Origin of the sequence: Hymenobacter properus (assembly GCF_015694735.1) — a bacterium.
GTDB classification, from domain to species: Bacteria; Bacteroidota; Bacteroidia; order Cytophagales; family Hymenobacteraceae; genus Hymenobacter; species Hymenobacter properus.
In genome coordinates, this window is sequence record NZ_JADQDP010000003.1 from 594,222 (window position 1) to 609,569 (window position 15,348).

10 protein-coding genes are annotated in these 15,348 nt (G+C 63.5%); 4 read left to right on the top strand and 6 right to left on the bottom strand.

All coding sequences use genetic code 11. The features are described 5' to 3' along the window. The first annotated feature begins 73 nt into the window (after positions 1 to 73). Together I2I01_RS14430 and I2I01_RS14435 are read left to right on the top strand one after the other, a co-directional pair. The gene (locus I2I01_RS14430) at positions 74 to 3,712 is read left to right on the top strand and encodes a DUF4394 domain-containing protein (protein ID WP_196287185.1); all 3,639 of its coding nucleotides are present in this window, start codon (positions 74 to 76) and stop codon (positions 3,710 to 3,712) included. Between the two features lie 85 nt (positions 3,713 to 3,797). Then, on the top strand, positions 3,798 to 4,037 hold the full coding sequence (locus tag I2I01_RS14435) for a PID-CTERM protein-sorting domain-containing protein (RefSeq protein ID WP_211537962.1): 240 nt from the start codon (positions 3,798 to 3,800) through the stop codon (positions 4,035 to 4,037). 207 nt (positions 4,038 to 4,244) lie between these two features. Here the strand turns inward: I2I01_RS14435 and I2I01_RS14440 are convergent, their stop codons facing one another. The 3 genes from I2I01_RS14440 to I2I01_RS14450 all read right to left on the bottom strand — a co-directional run bounded on the left by I2I01_RS14440 (position 4,245) and on the right by I2I01_RS14450 (position 8,835). Next, complete coding sequence (locus tag I2I01_RS14440; RefSeq protein ID WP_196287186.1) at positions 4,245 to 6,890, bottom strand: DUF5686 and carboxypeptidase regulatory-like domain-containing protein; 2,646 nt, start codon at positions 6,888 to 6,890, stop codon at positions 4,245 to 4,247. Between the two features lie 160 nt (positions 6,891 to 7,050). After that, positions 7,051 to 8,043: a ferritin-like domain-containing protein gene (locus I2I01_RS14445; protein ID WP_196287187.1), complete on the bottom strand. Its 993-nt coding sequence runs from the start codon at positions 8,041 to 8,043 to the stop codon at positions 7,051 to 7,053. Positions 8,044 to 8,088: 45 nt separating this feature from the next. Next, complete coding sequence (locus tag I2I01_RS14450; RefSeq protein WP_196287188.1) at positions 8,089 to 8,835, bottom strand: ferritin-like domain-containing protein; 747 nt, start codon at positions 8,833 to 8,835, stop codon at positions 8,089 to 8,091. A 282-nt stretch (positions 8,836 to 9,117) separates the two neighbouring features. On the opposite strand from I2I01_RS14450, the gene I2I01_RS14455 reads away from it, so the two are divergent. Then, positions 9,118 to 9,624 carry a regulatory protein RecX gene (locus tag I2I01_RS14455; protein ID WP_196287189.1) on the top strand — a complete coding sequence of 169 codons (507 nt, stop codon included), beginning with the start codon at positions 9,118 to 9,120 and terminating at the stop codon, positions 9,622 to 9,624. Between the two features lie 53 nt (positions 9,625 to 9,677). Here I2I01_RS14455 and I2I01_RS14460 read toward each other — a convergent pair whose 3' ends face one another. After that, entirely contained in the window at positions 9,678 to 10,313 is a 636-nt protein-coding gene (locus I2I01_RS14460) for a DUF4230 domain-containing protein (RefSeq protein ID WP_196287190.1), read from the bottom strand. A 64-nt stretch (positions 10,314 to 10,377) separates the two neighbouring features. On the opposite strand from I2I01_RS14460, the gene I2I01_RS14465 reads away from it, so the two are divergent. Further along, on the top strand, positions 10,378 to 11,535 hold the full coding sequence (locus I2I01_RS14465) for a hypothetical protein (protein ID WP_196287191.1): 1,158 nt from the start codon (positions 10,378 to 10,380) through the stop codon (positions 11,533 to 11,535). Between the two features lie 38 nt (positions 11,536 to 11,573). On the opposite strand, the gene I2I01_RS14470 is transcribed toward I2I01_RS14465, so the two are convergent. Together I2I01_RS14470 and I2I01_RS23420 are read right to left on the bottom strand one after the other, a co-directional pair. After that, positions 11,574 to 12,491, bottom strand: a complete 918-nt coding sequence (locus I2I01_RS14470; RefSeq protein ID WP_196287192.1) for a 1-aminocyclopropane-1-carboxylate deaminase/D-cysteine desulfhydrase — start codon at positions 12,489 to 12,491, stop codon at positions 11,574 to 11,576. An 85-nt stretch (positions 12,492 to 12,576) separates the two neighbouring features. After that, entirely contained in the window at positions 12,577 to 15,162 is a 2,586-nt protein-coding gene (locus tag I2I01_RS23420) for a YfhO family protein (protein WP_196287193.1), read from the bottom strand. Positions 15,163 to 15,348: the final 186 nt, after the last annotated feature.

The window sequence follows — 15,348 nt, forward strand, 5'->3', positions numbered from 1 at the left end:
AGGGAAAGGGCGGGCCGACGTGTGGGCCCGCGTAACGGCTTGCTGTATTGTTCCACTTTTTACCTCCTACTCCATGTCCAAACACCTACTTTCACCGTTGGCAGCGCGCCAGCGGCTTCGTCGTTTAACGGGGGCCGCGGCGTTGGGCGCGGGCCTGCTATTGGGGGCTGCGTCGGGGGCCCAGGCGCAAACGGTTTACGGCTTGGGCACGGCCACCACCAGCGCGATAGTGCCCGCGGGTTCGCAGGGCCTCATCACCATCAACCTGACCACTGGTTTTACTAATACCCTCGCGCCCAGTCCCATTACTTACACGTCGGCCACCGATAACCTGCCGCTGGTGGGCCTCGATTTTCGGCCCGCCAACGGCTTGCTTTATGCCTTGGGTTACGATGGCACGGGCATGGCGCAACTCTACACTGTGGACCCTAGCAACGGCCTGACCACCCCCGTGGCGCCGAAATTCCCCCTGGCGCTCGGGACGAACCCAGTTCGCATTGGGTTCGACTTCAACCCATCTGTGGACCGCATTCGCGTGGTGAGCTCGACAGGGGCCGACTTTCGCCTCAATCCCATTACGGGCGGCCTAGCGGCCACCGACACCAACCTGGCGTATGCTGCCAGCGACGTGAACGTCGGTAAGACGCCGCGCGTAGGCGCCGCTGCCTACACCAACTCCGTGACCGGGACGGCGCCGCTCAATACCCAGCTCTACGATATCGACGAGCAGAACAACGACGCGCAAATTGGCTATTTGACGACCCAATCGCCGCCCAATAACGGCACGCTGAACACCGTGGGCGAGTTGCGGCTGGGAAGCTTCGGGATTGGGGCAGCGCGCGGCTTCGACCTGGACATCTATTTCAACCCGACCACCGGCCAGAACGTGGGCTACCTAGAAGAGGTGAACGGCTCGGGCGGCAGCAACTTTTACACCCTGGACCTGAGCACGGGCCAGGCCACGTCGGTCGGCAACACGGTGCCGGCTGCGGCGGGGTTTGAAATCCGCGACATCGCCGCGCAGCCTTCGACCACGGCGCCTAGCACCACCGGGCAGCTCCTGTACGCGGTGAGCGGCGGGCAGTTGGTGTCCTTCTATTCGGACACGCCCAGCCTGCTGCGCACTTCCGTGCTGTTGGGGCCGCTGAACGCCGGCGAGTCGTTGGTCGGTCTGGACTTCCGGCCGCTGACCGGAGAGCTTTTCGCGCTGGGCTACAACCCCACCAATTCCAATGCCCGCCTCTACACCGTGAACCTAAGCACGGGGGCCGTCACGCCCGTGGGCAGCGGGCCGATTTCGTTGGCGCTGGGCACCGCCAGCGACCGGATTGGGTTTGATTTTAACCCCACCGTCGACCGCATCCGGGTGGTGAGCACCAACCGCGCCGACTACCGCCTCAACCCCGCAACCGGCGGCCTTGCGGCCACCGACGGCACCCTCACAACGGGCCCAGTCATCAGCGCGGCGGCGTATATCAACAACCAGGCACCCACCAATGCCACCACGCTCTACGACTACGACGCCACCAACAGCAACCTTTACATTCAAAATCCGCCCAACAACGGCACGCTGGTGCTGGTGGGCTCGTCGGGCCTGACGCCTCCCACGGCACCCCGCGGCGCCGACTTTGATATCTTCAACACCCCCAACACGACGACCAACGCGGCCTACCTGCTCACCAACGCCGGCGCTTCGGTAGATGACCAGCTCTACACCCTGGACCTGACCACCGGCGCGGCCACGCCGAAGGGCATCGTGGGCTACGGCGGCGACGTGAGCGGCTTAGCGGCCTTCATTTCGGCCGGTTCGCTGCTCACCTGGACCGGGGCCGTGAGCACGGCATGGAGCACGGCCGGCAACTGGACGCCCGCCCAAGTGCCTACATCCAGCAGCGACGTTGTGATTGGCGCCGCGGCTAACCAGCCCGTGGTCAGCAACGCCCAGCAGGCCCGCACCGTGACGCTGAACAGCGGCGCCATCCTCACCACGGCCAATGGTGGCACCCTGACGGTGGTGGGCAACTTCACCAACGCCGCGGGCACCGTGGCGGGCGCAGGCACCGGCACGGTGGCCCTGAACGGCGCCGCGCAGCAAACCATTGCCGGCCCGGCCCTCTCCACTTTCACCAACCTGAGTGTATTGGGCACGCCGGGCGCCACCACCACCGGTCCGGTAGCCATTCAGCGCGGCCTGACGGTGGCGGGCCCGCTCGCCATTGGCACCGGCCAAGCCTTCACGCTGCTCTCCAGCGCCAGTGGCACCGCTTACGTAGTGAACACCGGCTCGGGCACCGTGACGGGCACCGCCACGGTGCAGCGCTACATCGACCCCAGCCTGAACGCCGGCCTGGGCTACCGCCACTATTCGGCGCCGGTGAGCAACACCACCGTGGCCGACCTGCAAACCAGCGGCTTCACGCCCGTGGTGAACTCGAATTACAACACGGTGGGCAACACGGTGACGCCTTTCCCCAATGTGTTTGGCTACGATGAAACCCGCGTGAACACCAGCGGCAGCGGCGGCTCCATCGACTTCGACAAGGGGTACTTCTCGCCCGGTGCCCTCAACGACCCCATGCAGGTGAGCCGCGGCTATACGGTGAATATCAGCGCTTCGCAACTGGTTGATTTTGTGGGTACGCTCAACAACGGCGCTACCCCCATCGTGGCCAGCGGCCTCACGCGCGGCCCCCAGGCAGAAAGCGGCTACCACCTGCGCGGCAACCCCTTTCCCTCGGTCCTCGACTGGAACCTGATGGTGGTCAACAACCGCCTGAACGGCGTGAACAACGCGCTTTATGTATTCAAGAGCAGCGGCCAATACACGGGTAGCTACGCGTCTTACATAAGTGGCTTTGGCACCAACGGCGGCACCAACTCGGTGCCGTTGGGCCAGGGCTTTTTTGTGCGGACCACCGCGGCCGGCACCCCTGGCAGCCTGACGTTCACCAACCAGGAGCGCACCACTACCTTCGACGCCACGCCTTTCCAGCGCAACGCGGCCGACACCCGGCCCCAGCTCACGCTGGCCTTGGGCAATGCCACGGCCCGCACTCAAGCCATCGTGTACATGGAAGCCGGTGCCACCGCCGGTTACGACCGCGCCTTTGATGCCAACTTCTTGCCCGGCTCCAACGGCCTGACGTTGGCCCTGGAAGCCGGCGCCGAACGCCTCGCCATCGATGGCCTGCCCGCGCTGACCGGGGCCGATGTGATTGTGCCGCTGCAACTAGCGGCCGCCACCAGCGGCACCCACACCCTGCAAGTAGACGACTTGGCCAACCTGCCGGCCGGCTACTCGGCCTACCTGCGCGACGGCCTCAGTGGCACCTACACCCGCCTGACGCCCGGAACCAGCATTCCGCTCACGCTGGCGGCCAACACAGCCGCTGGCGGGCGCTACGCGGTGGAATTCACCACGCAGGCCCGTGTGCTGGCCACGGCGCCGGCTGCGCTGGCCAAGCTGGCTACCGTGCACCCCAACCCAGCCCATGGCGCGGCCACGTTGTTGCTGCCCGTGGCCCTACGCGGCCAGCAAGCCACCAACGTGTCAGTGGTTGACAACCTGGGCCGCACGGTGCTGACGCGCACGCTGGCCGCCGGCACCGCCGAAACGCTGGAGCTGCCGCTCGCCGGCCTGGCCCCGGGCGTGTACTCGGTGCTGGCCCGCACCGCGGCTGGCCTGGTGGCCAAGCGCCTCGTGGTCGAATAATGGCCTAACCTGCCCGCCCCGGAGGGCCAAAACCTCCGGGGCTTGGCGGGCTGTTTCTCTTTTCAACGCCTTCCCGTTCCTTCCCATGAAAATCCTTACCTCAACCCTTCGCCTTGTTGTTGCGGCGGCCGGCGTGTGCCTGCTGGCCGGTGGTCTGGCACCCGTACTGGCGCAGCCTGGCAGCGGCGGCCCGGGCCCGGGCACGCCCGTTACGCCCGCCACCGACGTGCCGCTCGACGGCGGCGCCTCCTTGTTGCTGGCGGCCGGCGCGGCCTATGGCCTCAAGCGCCTGCGCCAAAGCAGGCGCACGGCCGAAAGCCGTTAGAATATCATGTTGACAAAAAGCCCCCGAAACTGAGTTTCGGGGGCTTTTTTGGTATCTGCTTTCTTAGATTTATCATGTCATCCTGAGCGCAGCGAAGGACCTTATCACCGCAGAACGAGAGGTCCTGACTTGATAAGGTCCTTCGCTGCGCTCAGGATGACAAATAACAGGGGCGCACCATCGACTGTATCGATTAGTGCTACCATTTTAAAAACCCATTCCAATCCGGAAGCCCGTGCCCAGCTTCTGCCCGCTTTGCAGGGCCGTGTAGAAATCGACCCGCAGCACTTTGAAGATGTGCTCGATGCCTACGCCCAGCTCCACGTAGTGGCCGGCTTGAGCAGTTTTCAGGTAGTTGAGCGAAGCCACTTCCTGCCACTTCAGCTTGCGCAGCAGGGGCACGTAGTTCAGGAAGAAGCCGTTGAAGTGGTGGTCATAGTGGGCTTCGAGGTAGGAATTGTTGGTGCTGAAGCGGTAGTAATCCAGCAGCTGGAAGTAGCTGAAGTTGCCGGTGAGCAGGGTTTGGTTGCCGGAGAAGTGGCGGTAGTCGATGAACGTCATGCCCTCCTGCCGGCCCACGAAACCGCCCACGTTCACGCGGAAGCTGCTGCTGCCCAGCAGGCCCAGCGACAGGTTGTCGCGCACGCCGGCCTGCAGCAGCAGGTAGCGCACGTCGGAGTCGAGCACGCCGGGCACGGCCAGGCGGCCCTGCACGTTAAAGGTGGGCCACTTCGAGCCAAGGTTGAACTTGCCGTCGGGCCGGTTGATGTAGCGGGTGCCTGGCCGGTAATCTGCCGACAAGCCCACCGTCAGAATCTGGCTGCGGCCGAAGCCGGTATCGGGCAGTTCGTCGCTCACCGGGCGGTTCGAGGTGAAGGCGCGGCCGGACACGTCGTGAATGAGCTTGTCGGTGGTGTTGTACAGCTCGTGGCGGTCGAAGTAGCCGGCTGTGGCGCGCAGCGTCAGGCCGTTCACCGGCTCGGTGAGGTAGGTGAACTCGGCCCCGTCGCGGCGGTAGAGTTTGGCGTAGTTGCGGTTGTCGAACAGCGTGTAGGCCGAGTTGATGAAGGGCGTGAGCTGGGAGTTCTTGTCAAAATTCTCGATGGTACGGCCTGCCACCAGCCCTACCTGCTTGAGCCGGGCCGGGTGCAGCTGCCAGTTGAAGCTAAGGCTAGGGTTCAGCTGCTCGCTGCTGAAGCCGTAGCGCAGCACGGGCGTGAGGGTGAAGTAGCGCCGGTCGTCGGTGCGCTTGCTGAACACGGCCTCGGCGTTGAGCACCACGCCTTCTACGGTGTTGTACTGAATAATCTGGGCCACTGGCAGCACCCGTACCGACTGCTTTTTGAACGTGTTCTGGTACGTGTACCCGCCCATCAGCAGGCCGATGGGCTCAAACTCGTTGCGCTTCTTATCCAACGAATCCTGGTAGGCGCGCGAGTTGCGGATGACCTCCGTGCTGTCTTTCACGTGGTAGTCCTTCTTTTCCTCCAGCGTGAGGGGCACCGGGCGCACGGCATCCCAATAAGCCGAATCCCGCTCGTTGGCGCCTTTCTCGATGCGCTGCACCTCGCCGCGGCCCATGCTGGCGAAGGGGTCGTTTTTCACAGAGTCGCGCCGCGCCTGCTTCACCTGCTTGCGCACCTGGCGGTTGAGGCCGCTCAGGTCAGGCTTACGCTTGCGGATTTGGGCGGCGGTTTCCTGGCCCACGGGCGCCTCGGGCTTGGCCTCGGCCACCACGGGCGGCGCAGCCTTGGGCTCGGGAGGGGCCGGGTAGGTGGGCACCACGCCGGCGTAGTTCGACAGCACGGCTGTGATGTAGCCCGAACCTTTAAAACCCAGCCCCGACAGACTGGCCCGCACCTGCTGCGACTGGATGAGCCACACGTTGGGGTTGCCGGGCGCGGGCGCGTACTGCTGGGCAATGTTCAGGTTGTCGACGTAGTCAATCTGGGCATCTTTGTCCAGGGTCAAATCGACGGAGTGAATGCGCCACGAGCCGTCCACGATGTAGATGTAGCCCGAGAAAACGGGGTCGGTGCGGCGGCGCGGAATCACCCGGATTTTGTGCACCACCTCGCCGCCCTGCGGGGTGCTGCCCACCAGCTCGTACTTGTAGAACAGCATGGCGTTGCTTGCAATGGGCGACACAAACCCGCGCTCCGAAAACGCCGGCTTTATCAGGTTTTCGTAAAAACCCAGGTTGCGTCCCGCGCTGGCCCGGTTGAAGCTCAGCCCGCGCGAGTCGCCGCTCACCCGGCTCGATATCATGCGCTCCTTCACCACGTTGGGCTGGGTGAAGCTGATATCGGATAGGCTTTCGGAGAGGTAGAAGATGCCCTTTTTAATATCCGGCCCGAGCTTGAACAAGCCCATGATTTTGGCCGGCGTGTCGTCTATCCGGCCCAGACTTTTGATGTAGATGCGGGCCCGGTAGGCGGCCACCTCGCGCCGGTGGTAGGGCCGCCACTGCTGCGCCTGCTGAATAATGGCGTAGGCCGGGTCGCGGTCCGATGACTTCACCAGCACCTCGCCTAAGTTGTAGGCCTCGGCCTGCAGGGTCACATTCAGGGTCAGCACCGAGTCGCCGGCCGGCACGCGCACGGGGCGCACCTGCGGCCGGTAGCCCACGTACTGAAACACCAGCTCCACCGCCCCCGCCGGCAGTCGCAACTGGTACTGGCCTTGCTCGTTGGCGCCGGTGCTGGTGGCCGAGCCGCGCACGGCCACGTTGGCAAAAGCCAGCCCTTGCCCGCCCGTGCCGCTCACCGTGCCCTTGATGACGCCGGCGCTTCCCCACACGGGCCAGCCCAGCAGGCATCCCAAAACAAACAGGCGAAGTAAATTGAAGTGCATACGGCAGTAAAGTGCAGAAAGAAAAGGCCCCGCCAAGGTACGGACGCCCCTGACCTGATGCCAACCGGGCTGCAATGGTTGCCACAGCATAGCCCCTACTGCAACAAAAAAGGGCAGCCGGTGGCTGCCCTTTTCCATTCAACTTTACGTGCCACTCAAATTAATTGAACAGGCCCGTCGTGCCCGTGGGGACGGCTGCGAAGTTCTTGGCAATGGCTTTCACCGTAGCGGCATCCAGCGGCTCGTCGAAGGCTTCGGCACCGGCCGTGGACGAGGCCACGGTGGTCACCGTCTGCACGTTGACGGGGGTGACGCCTTGCATCACGTTACTTTCAGGGGGGTAGTTAGCGAGCGGGTTGCCGGCATTGTAGGGGCCCACGGCGTTTGGGGCCTGGGTGCCGCCGTTCGGCAGCGGCGGCGTGGCCGGGGTTTCGTCGGGCGTAATCCAGCTCTTGGGCAGGGCTGTGCTTTGCACCCCACCGCGGCGCAGCGAGCGGATGCGCGACGAGTGCCGGGCTTCTACGGAATGGATGTTCAAAGCTGCTTCCAGAATGTCCTTCACGGCAGTTGAGGCATTCGGCGGATTCAGGTTGGGAGCACCGCCTTTGTAGGCGCGCACGCCCGTGTCCACAAAATTTTGGGCTACCGTCAGAAACACTGCCTTATCAGTAAACTGGCCCGAAGTAGGCGTGCTAGTACCGCCCAACGCAGGGAACAGTGCCCCACGGGTCTTATTCTGCGAACCCGTGTAATCGAAATCAGCCCGGGTGAGCACCCGAAAAGCGTTGCTGCCCAATGTACTGCGCAGGGTATTGATGTGCAGTTGCTCGTCGTTGCGAATAATTTGGAAGGCCCGCGTTTCTTCAGCCGTCAAATTGAGGCCTGACGAGCTCAGGGCCGTGTCGTAGTAGAAATACTCCAGGTATTCCAGCTGCAAGGCCAGGTTCAGGGTATCGATGACGGCCTGGGGCAGGGCCGCGCTTTGGCCGTAGGCCTTGTTGAAGAGCGTGCTTACAGCCAGCGGCAGGGCCGCGGCCGACACTTTTTTGCCAAAGCCTAAGAAGTTGCGGAAGGCTGCGCGGCGCGAGTCGAACCGGTCGTATACCTCGGGGTCAACTTTGGAAATGTCGTCAATGATTTGGAATAAGTCCATGAGAGAGCAAGGTTAGAAAGTGGAAAGGAAGGGGCCGGCGGCGCGCTAGTTGAGCTTGTTGGCGCTGAGCTTGGAGCCGTCGGCCAGGAAGGTGTTGGCAATGGCCAGCACGTCCTTGGGCTTCTTCGATTTTTCCATTCCCGTGGTGGTGATGTCCACCACGTCGCTGTCTACGAACGTATTAGTACCCAGCAGCTCGCGGATGAGGGCGGCGTGGCGGGCTTCTACCGACACGATTTTGCCCGCCAGGGTCAGGTAGTTGTTGTCGCTGATGTACCGGCCGGCGCCGTTGTAGGCGGCCACGCCCAGGTCCTCAAACGCCTTGGCGGCGTTGAGCACACCCAGCTTGCCCGACGTGGTGGTGCGCTGCGAGAAGTCGATGTTGCTGAAATCCGGGGTCAGCGCCTTGATGGCTGCACTGCCCAGCGCGTTTTTGAAAAACGCCGCGTGAATGGCCTCGTGGTCTTTCAAATCGTTGAAAATGGCCTTCTCGGCCGCCGAGGTGCTGGTGCTGCTGAAGTAGCCGCCCGCCACCACCTGGGCGTAAAAAGCGGCTTCGAGCTGCTCCAGTGCGTAGGCGTAGTTGAGCACGCCCGTGTCGCCGCTGCCCACGTCGAGCAGGTTACCGTTGTTGGTGGGCGTGTCGCTGTCTTTCGAGCAGCCGGCGAGCCAAAGCCCGCCCACGGCCAGGCCCGCGCCCGAGTAGCGCAGGAAATCGCGCCGGGCTACATTAGTAGCGGCATGGCCAGGGTCGGCAGCAGGCTCCGCCAAGTAGTTATGGGGATTGTTCATAAGGGTGAAAAGGAAAAGTGGAAAGAAAGGATATCAGCCTTACGCGCCAGCGGCTGAGTGCGCGCCTCGAAAAATTTAAAAATGAGTAGAAAGGCGGATGGCTTTAAGTATTAACCCCTACCTTCATGCGAAAAGCGCTATAATTCTGCTTCTTAGACAGAACTATCATTACAAAGCGGCATTAGGTGCTCGGCCCGACTTGGCTGGCGCCGAACCCAACTTTTGCAAGCGGCGTTGGATATTGAGCGCCGGCCAGTAGTCGGCATTTCCCCACCCCATTGCATGTTCCGAAGCCCCGATAAAGCGCCCAAGCAATACACGCCCGGCGAGGCGTTGCAGAAAATTGCCGCCTTCTGCGCCTACCAGGAGCGCACCCACAAAGAGGTAGCCGAGAAGCTCCGCTCCTACGGCCTCGACGAAGACGAAGCCGGCGAAATCATCATCCGCCTCGGCCGCGAGAAGCTGCTCGACGAGCAGCGGTTTGCCCAGGCGTTTGTGCGCGGGCACTACCGCCACAAGAAGTGGGGCCGGCGCCGCATTGTGCAGGAGCTCAAGCAGAAAGGCATCAGCGAATTCTGCATCAAAGCCGGACTCAAGGAGATTGACGGCGACGAATACTACCAGAACCTGGTAGATGTGGCCGAGAAAAAAGACCGCCAGGAAAAGGAGAAGAATCCGCGCCTGCGCCGCCAGAAAATTGCTCAATACCTCACTGGCAAAGGATTCGAGCAGGACCTGATAAAAATGGCGCTCGATGACCTGGGCAAGGTGGCCGAGGACGACGAATAACCCTATCGAACCCGAACGTCAGGCAGCGCTGCGTTCGGCATGACGCTTCGAGTTCACTGCTTCCGCCCGGCCGGGGGCAGTGTCATTTGCTGGCCCAGTATCACGCGGCGGCCGGTGAGGGTGCGCAGCATAGGCACCAGTATTTGCTCGGCGTTGCGCTGGGTTTGGGCCAGGATGCCAGACTGCAAAGCGGCGTTGCGCACCTGAGCTTCAGCGTATTTGTAGCCTTCGTCGACGAGTTCGGCGTCTTTGAAAAAGCCATTTTCGGTATTGAAAACGCGGCTTTGGTTATGGTTGATTTGGAACGAGCACAGTTCGGGAGCGGGCAGCGCCACGCGCACCACAGAGTCGCCTTCGAGCACCACGTCCTGCGGCTTGAGCTTGCGCAAATCGATGCAGCCCACGGCCTCGCCCCCCACCACCAGCGCCACCTTCGACTCGGGCAGGAAGCGGTAGGTGCGGCGCCGGTACTCCACCACGTCTTTGAAGCGGTAGCGCACCAGCTCGAGCCGGCCCAAGGCCTCCACCTGCGTGAGCACCGTGTTGTGCGTGACCGTGACGCGGGGCTCGGCATCGGCCAGGGGGTTGAGGCCGGAGAGCGTAGGGCCTATTTTCTTCCACAGAAACCAGCCCAGCGCCAGCAGAAACAACAGCGGCAACAGGCGGCGAATTAGTCGGATAAGGTTCATATACGGTAGCGTACGGCCCGGCGCGCGGCGCGTTGGGCCGGGCCTGGGGCTAGCTTTGCGGGCCATGCGCGTATTCTCCTTTTTCCGAGGGCTAAGCCAACGCCTGGCGCCGCACCACCCGGCGCTGCTGGTGGCGCTGTGGGTGCTGGTGCAGCTGGTGTATTTGCGCAAGTTTCACGGCCCGCACTTTGCCAACGACAGCGGGCGCTACCTGGCCTACGCCACGGGCATTGCCGAGCGGTTCTACTTCGAGCCCGGCCACAACCTGCGCTACGTGCTCTACCCGCTGTTCCAGAGCCTGTGGCTGCGGCTGGGGCTGGGTTGGTGGGGCATTGTGGCGGGCCAGATGGCCGTGTCGGCCCTGGCCACGCGGGCTGTTTACCAAGGAACTAGGCGCCTGGCAGCGGGCCGACGCGGTGCGGCGGTGCTGGCCACGCTCCTATTCATCGCCTGGCCCGACATTCAGCCATTTAACGTCTTCCTACTCACCGAGTCGCTGTTTATCAGTTTAGTGGCGTTGTCGTTCGGTGCCTTCACGCGCCTGCAGGCGGGCCGGCCGCGCCACTGGCTGATGTTTCTGCTCCTGCTGCTGCTCACAGCCCTGGCCCGGCCCAATGGCTTCCTGGTGGCCCTGGCGGCCGGGCTGGCCGGCCTCGACGCCCTGCGCCGCGCCCCCGACCGCCGGCCCTGGCGCGCGGCGCTGCTGGGCCTGCTGCTGCTCTCGCCGCTGCTTTGGGTGGCCCTCAACCACCAGCTTGCCACCTATTACCTGATGGACACCTACCAGCGCGGCGAGCTGATTTTCCGCTCCCAGCTCTGGGCCGTGCACCAGGCTGCGCCGCTGCACATGCCGCCGCCCGGCACCGGTCCCGCCCTGCGGGTGCTTTATTTTGGCGTGCACAATCCCGTGTATCTGGGGCGGCTAATGCTGGGCAAACTGTTTGTGTTCGTCAGCTACCTCAAGCCGCACTACTCGCTGGCGCACCGCCTGCTGGGCGTGCTGGTGCTGTGGCCTGCCTACTGGCTGGCGGCACGCGCCACGCGGCGGACGGCAATCTGGCGGCCGGCGCGCATTTTTCTGGCCAGCATTTTCCTGTTGCAAACAGCCACCATCATGCTCACGGTCGATGACTGGGACGTGCGCTTTCTCGCGCCGGTACTGCTGGCTGTGTTTGTGCTAGCGGCGCTGGAACTGACGCTGCGCGTGACGAGAAACGATTAATTGTTATTGCTTCGGCTCCGCCTCACAATGAAACTGCCCTACCCGCCCAGCCTACCAAAACGCTGCTGCCAACCGGCCCAGGCCTGCTGCCCACCAGTGTGGATAGCCACCACGGTGCTGCCCCGCGCAAAGTGCCCCTGCCGGATTAAATCCAAGACACCGAACATCATCTTACTGGTGTAAATGGGGTCTAGCAGCACTCCGTGCCGCAACCGAAATTGCTTGATGAAAGCCAGCAGTTCCGCCGAATATTTCGCGTAGCCGCCGAAATGGTAATCGGTTTGCAGCGAATAGTTGGCAAACGCCTGGCCAGCCGCCTGCTGGGTTAGTTCATCAACTTCGGCACGTAAGAAGCTGCCATTTTTCAGCGCCGCTACCCCCAGAGCTTGCTCCGGGCCGCGCAGGCCCGTGAGCAGCCCCGCCAAGGTGCCGCCGGTGCCCACGGCCAAGGCCAGTGTGTCGAACGCCACTTGGGCGCGAATTTCACTCGCCAATTCGGCGCAGCCGTGCAGTGCCAGGGCGTTGGTACCGCCTTCGGGCAGTACATAGGCCGGCCCGAAGCGCGCCTGCACCTCGGCCAGAAAGTCGGGCTCGGCCCGGCGGCGGTAGGTGCTACGGTCCAGGTAGTGCAGGTCCATACCATCGGCCGCGGCTTGGGTCAGGGTCGGGTTGAGCGCGGTACCGGCCGTCGGCGCATCGCCCCGCACCAGGCCAAAGGTGCGGAAACCCAGCAGCCGGCCCGCCGTGGCCACCGCCGCCAAGTGGTTGGAGTAGGCCCCGCCGAACGTGAGCAGCGTGTCGTGGCCCTGCGCCCGAGCCGCTTGCAGATTGTATTTGAGCTTGCGGGCCTTGTTGCCGGGCAGGTCGGGGTGGGCCAGGTCGTCGCGCCACAGCAGTAGCCGCACGCCTTGGGCAACGGCCACGGGCTCATTGAGTTCCTGCAAAAGCTCATTCATGGGCCGAATTTCGGGGTATTGCGCAAAAAGAAAGGCCGGACTCCGAGCCCGGCCTTTCTAAAGGTGTGCTGATGCAGAAGCGCCGCTAGGCAATGGGCGCCACGTCGGTCCGGTCGGCCGGGGCGGTTTTGCGGCGGGCCACGTACACGCCCGCGCCCACCAGCGCCAGCAGCAGCGCAATGCTGGAGGCCAACGACACGGCATTGCCCACCGAGTAAGACTTGGGCTCAAACTTGAAGTCGATGGTGTGGGCACCGGCCGGCACCTGCATGGCGCGCAGCACGTAGTCGGCCCGGAAGTGCGGGGCCGGCTTGCCGTCGATGTAAGCCTGCCAGCCGTCGGCGTAGTACACCTCCGAAAACACCACCACGCCGGGGTGGGTGGCGTTGAAGCGGTACTGCAGCTCGTTGGGGCTGTAGCTGGTGAGGGCGATGGTGGAGCCGGCGGCTTCAAAGGAAGTGGCTTTCAGCTCGGGGAATTTGTTGACGTCTACCACAGCCTCCACGCCCGGGTTAAGGGTGTTGAGGGCAGTCATTTCCTCGTCGGGGCTCTTCACGGGCCGGATGGTGCTCACAAACCAGGCATTGCCCAGCGCGCCGGGGTTCAGGATGACCTGTTGCGGCTGCTTCTCCGAAGGCGGCGTGATGAAGTAGCGGGCGTTCAGCATGTTCAACACCGGGGCCGCGTCGGGTTTGTTCTGGGCAAAAATCTGCTGCATCTGCGGCGAAATCTGGCGCTCAATCAAATCCTGGTAGCGGCGCAGCTTGGCGCCATGGTAGCCCCCAATGCTCTTGTGGAAGTACGAGGTTTGGGCTTCGTTGAAGGGGTTGCTCAGGTTGAGCACGCGGTAGTTCAGGTCGTTGTCACGCAGAATCTGCTGGTCGGCCGGCGAGGGCTGGAATTCCTCGGCGATGGTTTCGCGCTGGAATTTATTCTCGCCCAAGTAGCGCTTGTCCACGCCCCACAGGTCGAGCAGCACCAGGGCCACCATCACCAGCGCGGCGGGCATCAGGGGCAGCTTGCCCCGCAGGTAGAAATACAGCACGCCCAGCGCTGCCCCAATGAAGAGCAGCCCACGCCACACGTCGTTGCGCAGCAGGTCGGCGCGGTCGGCGCGCAGGGCCGTCAGCAGCTGCGGCGTGAAGCCCTGCTTGGTCAGGTCGCCATCAATCGGCGCCGCGAAATCGAAGCTGAAGCTGGCCACGTACGCCAGCAGGCAAATGCCCGCCGTGATGGCACCCGCATACAGCAGCTTGGGCAGCAAAGCGGCCACTTCGGGCGCCAGGGCGGGCTTGGTGCCGGGCAGCACCGGCGCAACGGGTGCCGCTGCGGCACGGGCCCGGAAAATGCGGCTGAGCGCCAGCGCGCCCAGAATGGGCATGGCCAATTGCGCAATCACGAGGGCCATGCTCACGGCGCGGAACTTGTTATAGCCCGGCAGCAGGTCGAAAATCAGGTAGTTGAAGGTCTCGAAATTCTTGCCCCAGGCCAGCAGGATGGACAGGATGGTGCCAGCCAGCAGCCAGTAGCGCGTGCGCTTCTCCACCACAAACAAGCCCAGAATGAACAGGAAGCACACCACCGCACCCATGTACACCGGCCCGGCGGTGTAGGTCTGCTGGCCCCAGTAGGTGGGCATGCCGTTCAGGTACTCGGCGGGCAGGCCGGCGCGGCCCAGGTTCGAGTCGGAACCCAGCGGCATGGAGCTGGCGCCGCCGTAGAAGTTGGGAATCAATAGAGTAATGGTTTCGCCGATGCCGTAGCTGTACTGGAAGGCGTAGTCGCGGTCCACGCCCGAGCCTTCGTCCTCCGTCTTGGGGGCGGGTGCTTCGCCGGGTGCGGCCGGGGCCGGTGTTTTCAGCTCGCTGGGGCCGCGGTTGCTGTATTTGCTGTATTCGGCCGTGGTGTAGAGGCGGCCGGAGCTCACGCCCACCGCCAGCACGGCGCCCAGGCCCAGCAGGGCCGTGCGCTTCGCAAAGTCGGGCAGGCGCCCGGCCCGCACCGCCGACGCCAACTCAATGACAGCGAAAATGGCTACCAGCAGCAGCAGGTAATAGGTGATTTGCAGGTGGTTGACGTGGATGTTCAGCGTAAGGGCCACAGCAAACAGGGCCGCGCCCAGCCACTTATCGCGCCGGTAGGTGACGAGAATGCCGCCCAGCACCAGTGGGGCATATGCCAGCGCCAGGCTCTTGGTGTTGTGGCCGGCGGCCAGAATGGCCAGGTTGTAGCTCGAAAAGCCCAGCGCCACGGCGCCCGCCACCGCCACCAGCGGCCGCACGCCCAGCGCCACCAGCAGGATGTAGCCGCAGAGCAGGGCCAGGAACAGGTTGGCCACCACAGCGGGCAAGCCCAGCGTCATCACCTTCTGCAGGTAGCCCGACCAGTCGCCCGGGAAGTGCAGGCTCACCAGGTAGGTGGGCATGCCCGAAAACATGGAGTTCGTCCAGAGCGCCTCTTTGCCCATGGCCTTGGCGTATTGCTGCGCCTCGTGGGCCCCGCCCTGAAACTGGGTGATGTCGTGCTGGGCCAAGGTCTTGCCATCGAACATGATAGGCGAGAAGTACACGCAAGCCAGCAGCGCAAAAAACATGACCGCCAGCACGTGCGGCAAAGCCCGCTGCCACCACGGCGCGGACGAAATAGAAGAAGCAGAAGCAACAGCAGCCATCAGGGCAAATTAGAAGGAACACAAAAACGTGCCCGAAGGTACAGCACAACCCCGCCAAGGTTCTATGCCCGGCCCGTAGAACCTGCCCTTGAAGCAGTCATGCCGAGCGTAGCCGAGGCATCTCGCGTGCTGAAGTAATCCAATCATCGGATTTACTACTGCATGCGAGATGCCTCGGCTACGCTC